The 17,395-nt window shown below is 43.9% G+C and carries 15 protein-coding genes; 6 read left to right on the top strand and 9 right to left on the bottom strand.

Going from position 1 to position 17,395, the window contains the following annotated elements:
* Positions 1-41 precede the first annotated feature (41 nt).
* The gene (locus tag L3J70_03580; protein MCF6235445.1) at positions 42-503 is read left to right on the top strand and encodes a flagellar basal body-associated FliL family protein; all 462 of its coding nucleotides are present in this window, start codon (positions 42-44) and stop codon (positions 501-503) included.
* A gap of 10 nt (positions 504-513) precedes the next feature.
* Here L3J70_03580 and L3J70_03575 read toward each other — a convergent pair whose 3' ends face one another.
* The 4 genes from L3J70_03575 to L3J70_03560 form a co-directional block, all read right to left on the bottom strand.
* On the bottom strand, positions 514-3,582 hold the full coding sequence (locus L3J70_03575) for an efflux RND transporter permease subunit (GenBank protein ID MCF6235444.1): 3,069 nt from the start codon (positions 3,580-3,582) through the stop codon (positions 514-516).
* 2 nt (positions 3,583-3,584) lie between these two features.
* Positions 3,585-4,598 carry an efflux RND transporter periplasmic adaptor subunit gene (locus L3J70_03570; GenBank protein MCF6235443.1) on the bottom strand — a complete coding sequence of 338 codons (1,014 nt, stop codon included), beginning with the start codon at positions 4,596-4,598 and terminating at the stop codon, positions 3,585-3,587.
* A gap of 127 nt (positions 4,599-4,725) precedes the next feature.
* Positions 4,726-5,151, bottom strand: coding sequence for a type II toxin-antitoxin system VapC family toxin (locus tag L3J70_03565; protein MCF6235442.1), 426 nt, complete (start codon positions 5,149-5,151; stop codon positions 4,726-4,728).
* Positions 5,148-5,384 carry a hypothetical protein gene (locus L3J70_03560; GenBank protein ID MCF6235441.1) on the bottom strand — a complete coding sequence of 79 codons (237 nt, stop codon included), beginning with the start codon at positions 5,382-5,384 and terminating at the stop codon, positions 5,148-5,150. The genes L3J70_03565 and L3J70_03560 overlap by 4 nt, the downstream gene beginning before the upstream one ends.
* Before the next feature lie 237 nt (positions 5,385-5,621).
* Between L3J70_03560 and L3J70_03555 the strand changes: the two genes are divergently transcribed.
* Positions 5,622-6,740 carry an FIST C-terminal domain-containing protein gene (locus L3J70_03555; GenBank protein MCF6235440.1) on the top strand — a complete coding sequence of 373 codons (1,119 nt, stop codon included), beginning with the start codon at positions 5,622-5,624 and terminating at the stop codon, positions 6,738-6,740.
* Positions 6,737-7,687 carry a HAMP domain-containing histidine kinase gene (locus tag L3J70_03550; GenBank protein MCF6235439.1) on the top strand — a complete coding sequence of 317 codons (951 nt, stop codon included), beginning with the start codon at positions 6,737-6,739 and terminating at the stop codon, positions 7,685-7,687. The genes L3J70_03555 and L3J70_03550 overlap by 4 nt, the downstream gene beginning before the upstream one ends.
* A gap of 2 nt (positions 7,688-7,689) precedes the next feature.
* Here L3J70_03550 and L3J70_03545 read toward each other — a convergent pair whose 3' ends face one another.
* Complete coding sequence (locus L3J70_03545; protein MCF6235438.1) at positions 7,690-9,585, bottom strand: thiamine pyrophosphate-binding protein; 1,896 nt, start codon at positions 9,583-9,585, stop codon at positions 7,690-7,692.
* 837 nt (positions 9,586-10,422) lie between these two features.
* Here L3J70_03545 and L3J70_03540 point away from each other — a divergent pair.
* The 3 genes from L3J70_03540 (at position 10,423) to L3J70_03530 (ending at position 13,709) form a co-directional block, all read left to right on the top strand.
* Positions 10,423-11,784 carry a methyl-accepting chemotaxis protein gene (locus L3J70_03540; protein ID MCF6235437.1) on the top strand — a complete coding sequence of 454 codons (1,362 nt, stop codon included), beginning with the start codon at positions 10,423-10,425 and terminating at the stop codon, positions 11,782-11,784.
* Between the two features lie 146 nt (positions 11,785-11,930).
* Positions 11,931-13,319 (top strand): ATP-dependent RNA helicase DbpA, encoded by a 1,389-nt coding sequence (gene dbpA, locus L3J70_03535; protein ID MCF6235436.1) that lies wholly within the window; start codon positions 11,931-11,933, stop codon positions 13,317-13,319.
* A gap of 81 nt (positions 13,320-13,400) precedes the next feature.
* Positions 13,401-13,709, top strand: a complete 309-nt coding sequence (locus tag L3J70_03530; protein ID MCF6235435.1) for an antibiotic biosynthesis monooxygenase — start codon at positions 13,401-13,403, stop codon at positions 13,707-13,709.
* 11 nt (positions 13,710-13,720) lie between these two features.
* On the opposite strand, the gene L3J70_03525 is transcribed toward L3J70_03530, so the two are convergent.
* The 4 genes from L3J70_03525 to L3J70_03510 all read right to left on the bottom strand — a co-directional run bounded on the left by L3J70_03525 (position 13,721) and on the right by L3J70_03510 (position 17,286).
* Positions 13,721-14,545 (bottom strand): class I SAM-dependent methyltransferase, encoded by an 825-nt coding sequence (locus L3J70_03525; protein ID MCF6235434.1) that lies wholly within the window; start codon positions 14,543-14,545, stop codon positions 13,721-13,723.
* A gap of 36 nt (positions 14,546-14,581) precedes the next feature.
* Entirely contained in the window at positions 14,582-15,100 is a 519-nt protein-coding gene (locus tag L3J70_03520; GenBank protein MCF6235433.1) for a DUF3087 domain-containing protein, read from the bottom strand.
* A 168-nt stretch (positions 15,101-15,268) separates the two neighbouring features.
* Positions 15,269-16,384, bottom strand: coding sequence for an ABC transporter permease (locus L3J70_03515; GenBank protein MCF6235432.1), 1,116 nt, complete (start codon positions 16,382-16,384; stop codon positions 15,269-15,271).
* Positions 16,381-17,286, bottom strand: a complete 906-nt coding sequence (locus L3J70_03510; protein MCF6235431.1) for an ABC transporter ATP-binding protein — start codon at positions 17,284-17,286, stop codon at positions 16,381-16,383. Before L3J70_03510 ends, L3J70_03515 begins: the two co-directional genes overlap by 4 nt.
* Positions 17,287-17,395 lie beyond the last annotated feature (109 nt).

Here is a 17,395-nt window from a genome sequence, read left to right as displayed (position 1 = left end):
CCGATGAGTATTGAGATTAATATTCACACTAGGACTCAGCCATGAAAAGTATTTTAGCACTTGTGTTAACTCTGATAATTTCACCCGTTTTTGCAGCCGCAGGTGGCGGTGGTGAAAAAGAGAATGCCATCACCACCGGAAAAATAAACTATTTATTGCTTGAACCCAACTTTGTCGTCAACATTCATGGTAAACGTGGCTTACGCTATATGCAGGCTGCAATTCAGATCATGACTTACGATGCCGCAACAGTCACAGCCCTGCAAACCCATGCAGCGCCAATACGCCACGACTTATTAATGCTGCTCTCTGACCAAAAAATAGAAACCATGCAAAATGCTAAAGAGCGTGAACGTATTCGTCATGAAGCCTTAAAAATTGTCCAGGAAAATCTGGAAAAATATGCCCATATCAGCCCCAACGACACAGTCAAAGACCTAGAGGAAAAAAGCCACCCTGCCGGGGTTCAGGAGCTATATTTTACTGACTTGGTGATTCAGTAAGGAGCTTGAATCAACCGTTTGAACGCCGCATAAAAATACGGAACAGCAGCGGCACGACAAACAGTGTTAATAGTGTAGAGAAACATAGCCCCCAAACAATCGCTGTCGCCATTGGCCCCCAGATCAGTGACTCTCCACCGAGACCAATCGCCAGTGAAAACAGACTGGCAATTGTCGTAAACGTTGTAATTAATATAGGAACCACACGCCGACGCGCCGCATAGATGGTCGCATGCGAGACACTCATACCCTCTTTCAAACGTGTATTCGCAGCAGCAATCAGCACAATCGCGGCATTCACTGCAATTCCTGCCAATGCAATCACGCCATACATCGTAAACAGACTCAGTGGGTTTTGTGTAATCAACAATCCAGCGACCACTCCAATAAATGCCATCGGTACGGTTGCAAGAATAATCAATGGTTGAAAATAACTCTTAAACTGCGTTCCAAGCACCAGATAGATTAAGCCAATACCCATTAAAAACAACATCGCCATCGCATCAAGACTCTCCTGAATATCATCCAGCTCACCGCTGAAATCAAGGCTGATATTGGGGTATTTCCCCTGTGTGCCTTCCCACTGTTCCATGATCCATTGATTGGCTGCCACCGTATCTGTCAGGCTTTTATCAATATCCCCTTCCACTGTAATTGTTCGACGAAAATTATAATGGCGAATCTGCCCCATTCCCGTCGCTCGATTTTGATGCACCAATTCACCGAGCGCAATACGGCCTCGCCCTTCGCTCATGGGCAGAGTATATTCGAGCAACTCATCCAGTGAACGGTAAGTTTTTGGCTTTGCCCGTACCCGTACATCCAGTGTTTCACCTGACTTTTGCATACTGGCAACGACTTCACCATCCACTAATAGACGCAGTGTTCGGGATATCGTTTGAGGATCAATGCCAGCACGACGCGCCGCATCCAGATTGACTTTCAATGTCAGTTCAAGCTGACCCGGATTATCGTCATCGGTGACATTAAGAATGGCTTCATTTTTTGTCAAAATCGCTTTGAGATCGGCCACCGCCAAACGCAGTTCAGCCATATCATTGCCACGCACTTTCACACTGACCGGTTTGGCACTCGGAGGGCCACCCGCCAGCCGCAGAAAAGAGATTTTTAACGGCCCCACCGTGCTTAAAACCTCTTCCCGCATGGCATCCATAACATCATCCACGCCCCGCATCTCTTCTGTTTTGGGATTCAAAGAGACAATAATCTGGCCGTAATGGTCTCCAAAATAGGGAGCCATCTCAGTAAACATTTGCCCACTGTAACTGGCAAGGGCACGGACCTCTGATTCATCCGTATTGGCTCGAACTTTATTTTCAATTTCCAGCACTTTATTCATGGTTTTATCCAGAGATGTGCCGGGAGCCATTTCAATATTGACGTAAAAAAGACGCAGCGGATCACTGGCGAAAAAATCCATTTTCACCCAGCCCGCAGACATCGCATAAACCGATAGACCAAAAAGAAATACCACGAAAGTCATGATTCGTATTGGATAACGCATTGCGCGTACCAGCAAGCGTGTGTATTTAATTCTTATGTTATGCAACAAAGCCGTACGATAAGGCTGAATACGTGATGGTTTTTGACTGCCAACACCGCCGGCCATCACATGTGCTGGCAACATCCAGTAGGCTTCTATCAAACTGATCAATAGCGCCACCGTCACAACGAGTGGGATAATAAACATAAATTTACCGACAATCCCTGGCAATAACATCAGGGGCAGGAAGGCGCAGATGGTTGTCAGCACGGCGGTCGTCACTGGCGCTACTACTTCACGAAAAGCCTCTACGGTCGCTGTTACGACATCAGCGCCTCGCTGCAAACGGTAATAGATCGCTTCCACCACGACCACGGCATCATCCACCAACATTCCCAGTGCAATCACCACGCCCAGCAGTATATTCACATTGAGCGTCTGCCCCATATTACTCAGCAGCCAAAACGTTCCCATCAATGTAAAAGGAATGCCAATCGTAGTAAAAAATGCGATACGGCTGCCCAGAAAAACCCATGTGACAAAAAGCACCAAAATCAAACCCAGCATTGCATTCGTCTGCATAATGTTCAACGCAGTACGGGTAATATCGGTTTGATCATCAATGAGTACCAGCTGTACACCTGTACTAGAATGGTATTGATTACGGCTTTCAATATATTCGGTAATACGTTCAACAAGTTCCAGCGTATTGGATTCCGCCTGTTTGGTGATGGATAGCATCACTGCATGTTGTCCATTATAGCGAACCAGTCGAGTCGCTTTTTCTCTGCCATAGACAACTTCAGAGAGTTCACCCAGCGATACTTCACCTTGAGTCTGATTAACCGGTAATTGCGCCAAATAATCAGGGCTGCTTTCACTGCCCTGCATCCGCACCAGCCACTTTTGATCGCCGACATGCAGGCTGCCTGCGGCCGTATCCTTATAATGTGAACGCACCGTATCCGCTAAAGCAGCGGGGCCAATGCCGACACTGGCCAAACGCTCAGGGAAAAAATTGACTTGCAGTTCCGGGGCTAATAGAGCGCTTTCCATCACCGCATCAACACCGTCCATCTGTTCAATATCTGTTTTTATATTTTCAGCCTGACGACGTAAATTTTCATCATTCGCAGCCCCTGTCACCACCAGTGCCGCCGAAGGAAATGCATTCGATGTCGTGATCTCCATGACATCAGGCGTTTCAGCATTTTCAGGCAGCTCATCCTCTTTACTTTGCAGCTCTCGGCGCAGATCATTTAAACGTTTATCAAACAGGCGCTCATCAATATCTTCAAAACGAACTAAAATACTGGAAAAACTGTCACGACTGATACTCGATACAAATTTTACATCAGGCACCTTGCGAATCGCCTCTTCCAGCACATCGGTAACTCGTTTTTCAACATCTTCTGCCGTCGCATTCGGCAAAAAAGTGGTGATATCAATCCAGTTAAAATTAATGGTTGGATCTTGCTCGCGCGGCATCATCATATAAGACGAAGCGCCCATGATTAATACCAGAACAAATGTCAGGTTGGCGAGCACATGGTTTTGTAAAAATCGTTGATACATACTTATCTCACCCGATTAATGCGATCACCATCATTCAAACCATAGCGCCCTTCAGTGATCACCCATGCATTTTGTGGCAGATCAATCCGTAGTGGCCGACCCTCCAATGCATCCGGTATTTTATAAAATTTTGCAATACCATTTTCAGCCACAAACATTCCCAGACTGCCACCTCTCTCCATCAAAAAATCAGCAGGAATAACGGCCTGAGAATCCTTCCAGATCAAACGCCCGCTTTGACCGGGTAAAGGCCGTTTTTCTACAAAAATCAAACGTGCATCACGACTTCGCTGCAAAGGCTCAACCACGCCCACGACGATGCGTAATTTGACGGGATAAACATGGTCGTTACTACGAAATTCAAGTTGACTGGCTTGCTGCAATAACTCGACTTGCTGAGCCATCACTTGAGCGGTCACTTCCAGGCTTTTTTGCCCAGCATCAATGACTTTAATCAGAGGCGTACCAGGATTTGCAAGCGCACCCACACCGCTTAATCGATCCAGTACAATGGCATCAAAAGGAGCACGAACAGTGCATTTTGAGATGTTGCGCTCAGCGATATTGATTCCAGTTTTTTGTACAGATAACTCGGATTCCAGTCCTGCCAGTTCCATCTGATTCTGCTCTAATAACTCTTCAGAAATATTTTGCTGACTTTGCAAGCGCTCTGCTCGTATCAAGCGCTGCTGCGCAAAATCGTGGCGTGCTTTCACACCTGTCAAACCCGCCTGTGCTTGCTGAAGTGCCAGTTTGTAATCACCACAATCCAGACGAACCAATGCCGTTCCTTTTTTAAACTGTTCGCCCACTTTTGCATTTAAATGGGTAATGCGCGCACTCAGCTCCGCGCTCAGTGTGCTTTCATTCAAGCTTTCAACCGTTGCGGGTGCAGAGTATTCAAGATAGAAAGCCAGCTCTGAAAAAGGAACTGCCTTTACTTTAGTCGCCTCACCTGCCCAGGACAGTTGTGGAATGAATAGAATTAATGCGACAACTAACTTTAAATTTTTCATCTGTAAATTTTACCATTGTGAAATAGGCTTAGTTAATAGTGATAACGGCACTGAACAACAACGATAGCCTTATCAGTGACTTTTTGGAAAACAATCTTGCGTTACTGCAACTAACTGATAGCTACCGTTATGACCCAGAAACAAATGGGTTGATTAACTCGATCCCGCACTCTTCAAAATCTTTAATATTCCTTGTTGCAACTACACACCCTTTCGCTCGGGCGATGGCCGCAATTTGACCATCCAAATCAGATAGAGGGCGGCCAATTTCTTTTCGATATCCTTTAATATCACCGTAAACCTGAGCTGCTGCTTCATCAAAAGTCAAAATACGAGATTTAAAAGCCATTGTAATGAATTGTTTAAATCGATCATTAAGCAATTGACGCCTTTTACCCACTGGCATAATTCGAAGCCCAAACCCAATTTCAGCTATGGAAATCGTGGTTAAATATAGTGTTACTGAGTCTTGGGCGTTGAGCCATTCAAGTACCGATTTTTTAGGGCATGATGTCATAAATTCCGAGATAATATTTGTATCTAAAATAATCACTCGGGAAATTCCATGGGTTCAGATGCCTCACGCTTTGGTAGTATCAGCTCATCTCCACCATAAGCCGGACTAAAAAGACTTACGGCAAAATCCCCCATTTGTTCTGGAGCCGCCACTGCACGCTTTAGTATCTGCCTAACCTCTTCCTCCATCGAAACGCCATGACGCTCTGCACAAGCTCGTAAAAGCTCCACCGTTTCATCATCAATCTTTCTTACACTCAAGTTTGCCAATGTCGCTCTCTATTAATCATAATAACAGCAAAAATGATAGCACCTGCCAGCATCGACATCAACACTACCGGCGTTTAAAAAGAGAGCTACAACCAGAAAATTCATAAATCGCAACAAAGCCTTCGAGCCCTTGTGGGATCAAAAAAGAGGCGGTAACTTTTGGTTGGCATATACAGGTTAAGAAAAGACAACCAGCAACCGACAACACCTACTAGAAACTCAAGGAAAAGTCTGCTTATGGAAAGCCAAAAATATGTTAAAACTGCACAGATTACCAATCTGTCTGCACCGATCGCGGCCGCTTTATTAAAAGATAAGATTTATCAAAAAAATATGGCGGGAGTCATTTTCTTCTGTTCACCCAATTACAATCTGGAATTGCTTGGAAAATCACTTGAAAAACACTTTGATTGCCCCGTTATAGGCTGCACAACAGCCGGAGAAATTGGAGAGAACTATACTGATAACAGCATTGTTGGCATCAGTTTTTCTTCTAAAGCATTCAAACTCACCCCGACACTCATTAAAGATGTCAGTCACGTCAACTCTGAAACCATCGAAAAACTCAAAAGCACGAGTAACACCCTTTCTGCATTTAAGAACAAAGTCGGTTTTTTATTGGTTGATGGCATGTCAGCTAAAGAAGAGTCTGTGATCAACACGATATACAATATATTTTCTCCGCTTCCAATCATTGGAGGATCCGCAGGTGATGGAATGAGGTTTGAAAAAACATTTGTATATTCAGAAGGTATCTTTCATCACAATGCGGCTGTTTTTACAGTGATAGAAACCCTATTGGATTTTGAAATATTCAAACTGCAACATTTTTCGCCCTCAGATATTGACTTTGTCATCACTCAATCTGACCCTGAAAAGCGTATTGTTTATGAAATTGATGGTGAGCCTGCAACTGAATACTTTGCATCACTCTTTAATATCCCCATAGATGAACTCTCTACAGAATCATTTACACAGCATCCCACCATGCTGAAGATCGGCAGCGAATGGTATCTCCGTTCATTCACAGTGGTCAATAGTGATGGTAGCCTGTACACAGCTTGTGCCATTGAAAATGGAACACCACTGACATTAGGCAAACCTGAAGACATCCTCCAGTCTTTAGAAGAGCAAATATCGCAGTTAAAACAAAAATTCTCAAACATTCAGCTCACGCTCGGTTGTGATTGTTTATCTCGAAAACTGGAAATTACAGCCTGTGATTTAACTGCAAAAGTAGAAGAAAAGTTAAATCAAATTAATCTTTATGGTTTTAATACATACGGTGAACAATATAACTCCATTCATGTCAATCAAACTCTTACAGGCATTACCTTTGGAACCAAGCGCAGATGAACTTACCTCAAGAAGAAGCCACATCACCACATAATTGCAGTGAATGTGAACATATAAAGTCATTAGAAAAACAGATAAAAATTAATGATGCGCTCAAAGATCGAATCAAAAAAAGCCTTCATTCGGCTCAAGACTCTTCATCAGTTTTTGAAATGAATATACGCCTTCAGGAAGAGATTAAACGACATACAAAAGTCTTATCGGAAGCAAAGGAGACTGCCGAAGAGGCCAATCATAGCAAAAGTGAATTTTTGGCCAACATTTCACACGAGCTAAGAACACCGATGCATGGAATACTCAGTTTTTCAAAGTTTGGCATGGATAAACACACAAATATCAGTATAGAAAAAATTGGCAGCTATTTTTCAAAAATAAATAGCAGTGGAAAAAGACTTTTATTGCTGCTGAATGACCTGCTTGACCTATCCAAACTTGAAGCGGGGCAGATGAAACTTCAGTTAAACCGAGTCAATTTAAAACAAATAGTATTCAATATTAAAGAAGAGTACACGACACTACTGAGTGAACGACAAGTACAAATGAAGGTTCATCACGAAAACAGTGTTCCAATAGAAATTCAATGCGATGATGGAAAAATTACACAAGTGTTACACAACATTGTTTCTAATGCATTTAAGTTTTCACCTAAAAGCTCAACAATCAATATCAACATCACCTCCAGTACCCTGGAAACTGAAGGTGATGCCACACCCGCAATAAAAGTCTCTATATCAGATGAAGGTGCGGGAATTCCTGAAGGTGAAACTGAGCTTATTTTTGATCAATTTGTACAAAGCAGCAAAACAAAAAGTGGTACGGGTGGAACGGGGCTTGGCCTGGCTATATCCAAAGAAATCATTGCTCTTCATCATGGTAAAATATGGGCCGAAAATAATGAAGAGAAAGGCGCAATGATTTCGTTCTTAATCCCACAGCAACAAGACTAATATTATCTTGCAGGCGGAAGTTCATCAGGGTCAATATGTACATCAATCAATGTAGGACCAGGGTAACGGCATATTGCCTGAATATCCAAAGCCGCCAAATCATCGGCTGAAGACACCTCAAAGGCTTGAGCGCCTATTGCTTTAGCAATTTGGCAATAATTCACTGTGGGCAGTTCACAGCTCGTCTCTTCAATACCAACTATCTTTTGACCATGCTTTATCATACCCAACTCACGATCATTCAATAATATAAAAGTAATATTCAATTTTTCCTCAACTGCGACCGAAATTTCCTGCCCACTCATTAAAAAGCTACCATCACCAACAATGCAAACGACAGATTGATTCAGGTTGCCCATCGCTGTGCCCACAGCCGCCCCAATAGACCAGCCCATTGAAGCAAAAGCAAAACCCGTTCTTAGCACTTCATTACCACAAGCTCTGCTTTTTGTATCAGGCGACGCGTAGGGGTGTAAATAGTGGATCGCCCAAATGAAGCCATTTCCGGTATCCGCAAGAAAGCGTGTATTAGTTGGGAATAAGCGAGATAACTCGTACATTAAGTGTTGTGGTTTTATAAGGGGCGCATTATTATTGTTCACATAGCCACTTTCATCTTCAACACTAAAATAACGTTTTACCGCCCAGCTTCCTTGGCTTTTCAAACAACGTCGATCTTTTCCGGTACGCTTTTCAGCTTCATCATGCAACGATATCAGTTGACAGTTTGCCCCATTTTCTCTCTCTTTACGCCTTTGTTGGCCACTTCGCCGATCAAAACTTATGACATCCAGTGGCTTATTCACATCATTACCAACACTCATCGGTTGATGGCCTGCTTTGACACATTTGATGAGTTTGCCAAAGATTTCAAAAAGATCACCGCATGTGTGTGAATGAGCCATAAATGAACGAGAAAAATATTCTGTCGTCGAGTCGATATGCATTACTTTGTCCGATAAAATATGAGCCGACCACCCCCCAGTATCAAGCTCATTAAAATCGGCACCCACAGCAATAATGCGCTCAAGTGAACTGCTCTCCAATATTTTTTTAGCATCAGAATGCCCCCCCAGCCCCACGACACCTCTAAATTGCGGGTGGTAACTTTTTGCAAAGCCTCGGCCTTGTGGTGTCGCAACCACAGGTATTCGGGTGAGCGCGGCAAACTCAAAAATAGCATCAATTGCTGCACCACTACGCTTGCCGATCAATATAACGCTACTCTTTGAGTGAGAAACTTCATTAAAAATTTCATTAATTTCTGCATCGGACGTGTGATATAAAGGCTTTTTGGAGATTAATGACTTCAAGTCATATACAAAGCCATCGTTTTGAATAGCATTCCAACCAACTTCTCTGGGAATACTCAAGTGAACTGGACCAGGAATAGGCCCAAATGCGGTTGTAACTGCTTGAATAAGCTTGCCTTCAAGTTGTGCCGAGTGTGACACCAAAGTGCTATAGCGTGTACATTTTTGAAACATACTGACAATATCAATTGAACTGCACGATGATTCCTGAATTGCTCCCAACCCCAGCGAAGGGAGTGGTGTTTGCCCTGTAATCACAAGCATCGGGGTACGCTCTTCATAAGCAGAAGCAACCCCTGTAATAATATTAGTCGCACCTGGACCTGCTGTCGTACAACACACACCCAGCTTACCCGTTTCCCTTGTATAGCCTTCTGCCATAAAAGCTGCACCCGTTTCATGGCGCGCAACAATCGCTCTCGGCCCACCCATCCGTTTACTGCGGGCAAGCGAATCATACAACGGCTCCATTGCATTGCCGGGCACACCAAAAACATACTCCACACCAATCTGGTGTAAATAATCAACAATAAGGTCTGCCACACTTTTTTCATGGCTTCGAATAGCCGCTAAATTGGATGTCATTTCATCAAGTCCTTTTGATTTGTTCGAAAATATGCAAGTGAGACATTGACACCAAGAGGGTCATCTAAATCAGATTTTTTGTCTCAACCAAGATCATAGCGTAATGATAGAAAAAATAAAGCATCAGCATATTCTGGAAAAACCAACACCAGCAATTAACGACTCAGTAAATTTAATTTTGCTGACCTCATTATGACGACTGGCACTCAAGACAACACATAAATGAGCCGCTATTAACCTCATAATAAGTCACCTTAAAATTCAGCTATGACCATTAAACATAAGTTATTCCTGCTCTCGGCCGCCATTACTGTTGCTGCTCTTTTCCTGCTCGCTCTACAGCAATACAATACGCAACGTTCCGACCTCCTGCACCGTGGTGTTACCACTTTGCTTGATGTGGAAGCCGATATGCAGAGCATCTTTGCCATTGAGCAAAACTATCTACTCACCCACAGTCAGGACTCGCGCAGCTCCTTTTTCCAAAAACAGCAGCACATGGCTGAGGAGCTACAAGAGCTCTCCGAAATCATGAGCGAACTGAGCATGAATACAGCCCCTCTCGACGAGCTCCAGCGAGACTTAAATATCTCAACATCACACTTCAGCGCACTAGAGCACCTCGTGCGGACCATTGGCATCAATGAAAATAAAGGCTTACGTGGCATCCTGCGTCAATCAGCCCACCGCGTAGAAGAAATACTTCAGACCACCAACAACTATCACCTGCTCACCCACCTGCTTATGCTGCGCCGCCACGAAAAAGATTTCCTGTTGCGCCTGAACAATAAATATGTTGACAGATACGATCAGGCCTATAAATCTCTGCTAAGCACCATGGAACAGAGTGACCTGGATCCAACCATACGCAGCGAAATAAAGCACTATATTGATTCCTATGCTGAGAGCTTCCATCAACTGGTGAACAGTAAGCGTCAGCTTGGACTGAGTGAAAGTGAAGGTCTGCGTGCCGAGCTAGCCAACAGCATTCAGCAGGCACTACAGCGCCAAGGCACCCTGATCGAAACCACCCAGACGACCATTGAAGAGGCTCGGTCAGCCACAAAAAAGATTATTTTCATATGCACCCTGATACTGATCAGCATCCTCATCGGCATGACCCTGCTATTTTCACGCAATATTACGCGTAACTTGTCGCGCATCACCCATGCCATGGAGCAGGTGGCCGATGGCCATGCAGCGCTGAGTGCCAGCCTACCCGAAGATGGCCGCGATGAAACAGCGCAGATTGCCCGTGCCTTCAATCGCTTCACAAAAAAGCTGGATAACACCGTGCAACAAGTGTTGATGGTCGCCACCAACCTATCACAAAGCAGCCTGAGCACGCAGAAGATTACTCAAGCCACCAGTAGCTCAATTGAGGAACAGGTTGATGCCATTACGCAATTAAACGATGCCATCGGACAAATGGCCAGTAGCACACAACAGGTACGCACCGCTATTAATGCAGCCAGTGATACCGCGCAAGAGGTTCAACAAAAAGCCACCGAAGGTCGAATTGTGGTCGACAGCGCCATCAATGGAATGCAGGAGATGCAGACTGAAGTCAGCCATTTAGAAAAGAGTATCAGCGCCCTGACTGGGCATCACGAAGATGTCGGGCAGGTTCTGGACATGATCGTCACCATATCCGAGCAAACCAATTTACTGGCTCTCAATGCCGCCATTGAAGCCGCCCGAGCGGGTGAATATGGCCGTGGTTTTGCAGTCGTTGCTGATGAAGTGCGCGCCTTGTCGCAACGTACTACCGAAGCTACAGATGAAGTCCGTAAACTCATGGACACGATCCGTGCGGGCAATCAAGAGGCCGTTTCACTGATGGCTCGCAGCACCAAAGTTTCCGCACGCAATCTGGAGCGTACCCACGCTGCAGGCGAGACCTTTGCTATCATTACCAACGCCGTCAGTGACATCAACGAAAGCAACGTGCAGGTCACTATCCTCGCCGAACAACAATCCAGCCTGGCCAACGAAGTGCGCGACAACATCCATCAAATTCATCACAGTGTGCAGGATTTATCCGATCTTGCACGCAAAAATATCTCCGACAATGGTGATTTGTCACAATTTTCCGTGCAACTGGAATCACTGGTCGCAGACTTCTCCAGCACCCCAGCAACAAAGAGCGACAACACCCGCTCAGAAGCAGAACTGCCTGAAAATGTAGAGCTATTCTAAAGTCAGTACAACGCGTTGAAAAAACAGTAATCGGGGCAGAGCAACATTAAAACCTGCGACTGATATTTTTCTTGCACGTACATTCGTATTATGGGCAGCAATATGCAAAACTTGTTGCCCAAATTCTCCACGTGACTGAGAGCCCCATGAGTACAGACTTTTCAAGCTTGCCGCTAAGCCCCGAGATGTTGAGCAATCTCACCTCGTTAAATTACCAAATAATGACGCCCATTCAGGCGGCCAGTCTGCCTTTATTGTTGCAAGGTAAAGATCTCATTGCCCAAGCGAAAACCGGCAGTGGTAAAACTGCAACCTTTGGTATTGGCTTGCTCCATAAATTAAATGCAGCTCAATTCAAAATCCAGGCACTGATCATTTGTCCCACCCGAGAGCTCGCCGACCAGGTTGGCAAAGAAATTCGGCGCTTAGCGCGAGCCACCCCCAATATTAAACTGGTGAGTCTCTGTGGTGGCAAAGCCTTTGGACCACAAGTGGGATCGCTTGAACATGGCGCTCATATCGCCGTTGGAACACCGGGGCGAATATTGAAACATTTGAAAAAAGACACACTGAATTTAAACTTCATTGAAACCTTAGTGCTTGACGAAGCAGACCGAATGCTCGACATGGGTTTCTATGACGATATCGCCACTGTGATCGCCAAAACACCCACCGAACGGCAGACCTTACTCTTCTCCGCCACCTACCCTGACTCAATCAAAACAATGAGTCACCGCTTTCAGCGCAACCCCGAAATGGTCACCGTTGAAGCCACTCACAGTGACAGCCACATCAAGCAACATTTTTATGAAATTGATAGAAACCAACGCATACATGCGGTCACTACGCTACTGGCCAAACACAAACCTGAATCCACTATTATTTTCTGTAATACCCGCCTTCAATGCCAAGAGGTGGTGATTGAACTACAACATAGTGGCTTTGAGGCACTTGCACTGCACGGTGATTTAGATCAAAAAGAGCGAGATCAAGTTCTCGTTATGTTCTCCAATAAAAGTTGTCCTATTCTTGTCGCAACCGATGTTGCCGCTCGTGGTCTGGATATCAAAGACCTCCAGGCCGTCATCAATTTTGAACTGTCGCGCGACCCTGAAATACATGTTCACCGCATTGGCCGTACCGGCCGCGCAGGCAATAAAGGTATTGCGATCAGCCTCTTTACGGCGGCCGAAGCCGCTCGGATTAATGCATTAGAAGAGTACTTGAAAACCTCTATCAAAATTGAAAGTTTAAACAATAATACTGAAGCCAAAGAAGACCCCAAACAGCAAGCCCCTATGGTTACTTTTTGCATTGATGGCGGTCGTAAAGATAAAGTCCGCCCTGGGGACATACTGGGCGCACTGACGGGCGATGGTGGCATCGCAGGCAACAAAGTGGGGAAAATTGATATATTTGATCGTATTGCTTATGTTGCAGTTGATCGCAGCATGAATCGCAAAGCTTTTAAACAGCTATCGGAGGGCAAACTCAAAGGCCGTCGCTTTAAAGTGAGGGAACTGGAGCTGTTTTAGGCCTTATTTTAGAAGAGCGTTATGAATCTGAGGACGCTCGGGGTATATACTACCCAGCACTATTCACACGGAGCTATATAAATGTACATTGCAATGAATCGTTTTAAAATCAAACCAGGCTGCGAGCAAACTTTTATTGATATCTGGAAAAACAGAGAAACCCATCTTGACAGTGTGCCTGGATTTAAAGAATTTCATCTGTTACAAAATAAAAGCCACGATGAATATACTTTATTTGCGTCACACACCACCTGGGAATCAAAACAAGACTTTATCAACTGGACTGAGTCAGAGCAGTTTCGCAAAGCTCATGCTGGGGCGGGTGGAAAAAGCAAAGAGATCTACCTTGGGCCACCACAATTTGAAGGGTTTGAATCGATTGTATCGTAAGAATAATATCGCTATATTTTTTTAACACCCACCCCCAGCCACGCATCAGCAGCTAGAGAGGTGGGTGTGATGGGGAGTATTTTTTCCAGATATTCCAATGCCAATCGCTCTTTCTTGAGCCACTCAGTTTCACCCATAGAGTTTTTCATCATCACAATAGGTACGCTCCCCAGCACCATACCATCCCAAAATACTCGGACTGATTCAACAGAAAACTCTTTGCGCATACGTTGAATACGGACATCATGAAACCCAGCCTCTTGAAGCTCTTTTTCAAACACCTCTGGGTTTTCCAGTGACTCCATCACCGCTTCTGGTTCTGGCAGGTCGGGCTTGATTGCACGCAAAGCACCAAACATCGCTTTCATCACAGGTGACTGCTCAACAGGCGCCCAACTACTGACTGCAATTCGTCCTTCCGCTTTCAATGTTCGATATATCTCAGAAAATCCTTTGCAGCGATCAGGAAAGAACATCAAGCCAAACATCGAAAATGCAGCATTAAAAGAGTCATTTCCATAGGGTAAAGCCTGGCCATCACCGTGAGACACCTGAATATTATTCAACCCTGAATCATTAATTTTGTTATTAAGAATTGAAAGCATTGATTCTGAAAAATCGATGGCATGTACCGATGCCACTTGCTTTGAAACCATGAGAGAAACCGTTCCTGGGCCACAAGCCACATCAAGTACTTTATCCCCTGTTTTGAGCTCCAAACTGGAAATGGCCTCTTCAGCATACTGGCTCAGCATTAGCATAGTCGTATCTGCATAACCATTTGCGACCCGATTCCATGGATCAGGCTCTGCTAACATATTAGGTTTTTCACTCATGATTTTCTTCTCGGAATAATTGGGGTCACCCATTATTTACTTCTTATAACGCTCAACCCACTCAGGATCAAATTCAGTTTGATTTAACTCTAATTTCAGCTCTGTCATTTGTCCCTCAACTTCTTTTTTCTCCGCCACAATATCGATCAGTGCAGAACTGTTGGCTTCGAGCTTATGCATGTGCTCTAACCCAATGTAGTAAAAGCGCATGACTTTTAAGGCGTGTAGGTCACCTTGTTTCGCGGCCTCTTGTACTTGTTTAAGAACATTGGTGATGTGCATTAGGCTACGTTTTAATTGCCAAGCGTATATCGACTCTTTCATCCAAGGCTTATGGGCAAAAAATTTCTTTATGATATAAGCGGTGAGCATAAGTCCAACAAAGGCACCCATAAAATTTAAGACCATTTTATTATTAGATAAGTTGCCTAAATAGTGAACGGTAAGGCTGGCAAAGCCAAAGCCAATGACAATAAAAGCCGCCATAATAATCAGCGTAGCATTACGGGTTTTTTTACGGTAATAAGCGGGATCCATCGGTTCGATTTTAAACATGCTTTAGTATTTCCCTGGTTTTTTTAATGGCGGGCACTTTACCGTGTCAATGCTGTGATTACTATTTTCAGAGATTACAAATCAAAATAATTGCAATAAGTAATTGGGGTCACCCATTTATTGTTCGATCTCTTGCAGTGTATCGCAGACTGAGGTTCATTATCGACCCTAAAGAGTTCTTCTAAACTTCACAATACTGGCAATAATAAATATAACAACAAAACCCAGCAATGCAGCAAAAGCATAGAACAGATCCGAAAATTCAGTCTGTTTGATTAACAAGCCACGAATAATTTCAACAAAGTAGGTAAATGGAATGGCGTAACTGATGGTTCTTACCGCTTCAGGAATCGCTTCTATCGGAAAAATAAAGCCAGATAATAAAATTGAGGGAACAATGATAAAGATTGCAATGAACATCGCCTGTTGTTGTGTTTTTGCAATCAAAGAGATGAGTAGCCCCAAAGAGATCATCACGGCGACATAGGTCAGCGCCAAAACAAACAGAAGAAAATGAGACGAAGGTTGAGGCAAGTCGAACAAAAGCCACCCTGCACCAAGAATAAAATAAAAATCGAGGAGCGCAATAATAATATAGGGGATCAACTTTCCAAGGATCAGTGTTGTTTTACTCAGAGGTGTGACCAGCAACTGTTCAAGCGTTCCCTTTTCCCGTTCACGCACCACTGAAATGCCCGTGAGTATCAATGCGATCTGCATAATCAAAACACCAATGACACCCGGCAGAAAAAACCAGGTCTCTTTTTCATCGGGATTAAACAGTATGACCGTATCCATGATGAAAGGATCTTGAGCTATGACGACATTTTCTGCATCGGCACCTGAGAAATACATATCATTGGTGACACCTTCATCCGTGATGCCCCCAGAGTGATATTTCATTGCCGTTGTGAGTGATGGCATGGTTCCATCAACATAAAAGATGATATGTGGCTGGCTATTTTCGGTGATTAATGACGAAAAATCCTGATCGATATATAACCCGGCCTTTGCTCGACCTGATCTAATCTCCTCAATAATTTCTTGTTTTGAATCGACTTCGTATAGGTCAAAATAGCCATCACTCCATAGAGTGGTTTTAATAAGATTAGTAAAAAAAGATTCATCTTCATCAAAATAGGCCATCCTGACATTTTGAGGCTCCAGCTTCAGAGCCATACCAAAAAGGATCAGTAAGAACAGCGGCATGACGACAATCAGCCCGATCAGGCGTGGATCACGACGTAGCTGTAAGAACTCTTTTTTGATGATTGCGAGAATCATTGAACGGCCGATTGCTCTTGTGTTAATGCGATAAAAACATCTTCCAGATTGGGTTCACAAGACTCAAGAGCGCAAGATTGATTTGTTACAGATGTGATTATTTCTTGTAGCGTCAAATGGTTAAGCTCAGGTTTTACTACCATACGTAATTCATTACCAAACTGGTTAACCAGTACCATTCCTTTCAAATCGAGCAAAGCACTTCGAACATCAGGTCGATAAGCCATTTTCATGGAATACACTCGAATATCTCCAAGTGCCTGTTTGATTGTATCCGGCGTTCCTTGCGCGACAATTTTTCCAGAAGAGATAAATGCTAACTGATGGCAACGCTGAGCTTCTTCCATGTAGTGCGTGGTTACAAAAAGGGTTTTACCTTCTGCACTTAACTGATAGAAATCGTCCCACAATAATTTCCGAGTGACTGGATCAATGCCTGCGGTCGGTTCGTCCAGAAACAGTACTTTTGGATCATGAACCAATGCGCAAATTAATGCCAATCGCCGTTGGTAACCCCCTGAAAGTAATCCTGCGGCCTGATGTTTAAAGGGTTCTAAATTATAGCGCTCTAGCAGAGATAATAATTTCTTTTCATCGGTTACACGATACATGCTTGCGTAAAATTTCAGATTTTCCCAAACGCTCAGTTCTTCATAGAGGCTAAAGTGCTGTGAAACATAACCAAAGTCTGTTTTGGCCTTTTCAACCGCCATACCATTGATTCTAATTTCACCATCATCACTTTGAATAATTCCACACAGAAGACGAATGACGGTTGTTTTACCTGCCGCATTTGGGCCCAGCAAGCCAAAAATTTCACCCTTTTTGATACCTAATGTCACGGCATCAACAACAGCACGGCCATTAAATCGCTTCGTTAAATTGATCGTTTGAATTTTCAATAATTAGCTTCTTCATTAAATATTTAGTTACTGATGTGGCCGATGAAATACCCGTCGAGTACCAAACAACCGAATACCAATACGAGAACCTCTTTGAATTGAATCTATA

This window comes from Gammaproteobacteria bacterium, assembly GCA_021648145.1.
In the GTDB taxonomy this organism is placed as follows: Bacteria; Pseudomonadota; Gammaproteobacteria; order JAADGQ01; family JAADGQ01; genus S141-38.
The sequence above is the reverse complement of the archived record's forward strand: the minus strand, read 5'-3'. Positions and strand labels throughout refer to the sequence as shown.

What these genes read in the sequence shown, in the direction of transcription:
- L3J70_03545 (MCF6235438.1), bottom strand. Translation starts at nt 9,585, where the DNA reads ATGACATCCAATTTAGCGGCTATTCGAAGCCATGAAAAAAGTGTGGCA.
- L3J70_03575 (MCF6235444.1), bottom strand. Translation starts at nt 3,582, where the DNA reads ATGTATCAACGATTTTTACAAAACCATGTGCTCGCCAACCTGACATTT.
- L3J70_03550 (MCF6235439.1), top strand. Translation starts at nt 6,737, where the DNA reads ATGAACTTACCTCAAGAAGAAGCCACATCACCACATAATTGCAGTGAA.
- L3J70_03555 (MCF6235440.1), top strand. Translation starts at nt 5,622, where the DNA reads ATGGAAAGCCAAAAATATGTTAAAACTGCACAGATTACCAATCTGTCT.
- L3J70_03580 (MCF6235445.1), top strand. Translation starts at nt 42, where the DNA reads ATGAAAAGTATTTTAGCACTTGTGTTAACTCTGATAATTTCACCCGTT.
- L3J70_03520 (MCF6235433.1), bottom strand. Translation starts at nt 15,100, where the DNA reads ATGTTTAAAATCGAACCGATGGATCCCGCTTATTACCGTAAAAAAACC.
- L3J70_03540 (MCF6235437.1), top strand. Translation starts at nt 10,423, where the DNA reads ATGGAACAGAGTGACCTGGATCCAACCATACGCAGCGAAATAAAGCAC.
- L3J70_03525 (MCF6235434.1), bottom strand. Translation starts at nt 14,545, where the DNA reads ATGAGTGAAAAACCTAATATGTTAGCAGAGCCTGATCCATGGAATCGG.
- dbpA (MCF6235436.1), top strand. Translation starts at nt 11,931, where the DNA reads ATGAGTACAGACTTTTCAAGCTTGCCGCTAAGCCCCGAGATGTTGAGC.
- L3J70_03570 (MCF6235443.1), bottom strand. Translation starts at nt 4,598, where the DNA reads ATGAAAAATTTAAAGTTAGTTGTCGCATTAATTCTATTCATTCCACAA.
- L3J70_03530 (MCF6235435.1), top strand. Translation starts at nt 13,401, where the DNA reads ATGTACATTGCAATGAATCGTTTTAAAATCAAACCAGGCTGCGAGCAA.
- L3J70_03515 (MCF6235432.1), bottom strand. Translation starts at nt 16,384, where the DNA reads ATGATTCTCGCAATCATCAAAAAAGAGTTCTTACAGCTACGTCGTGAT.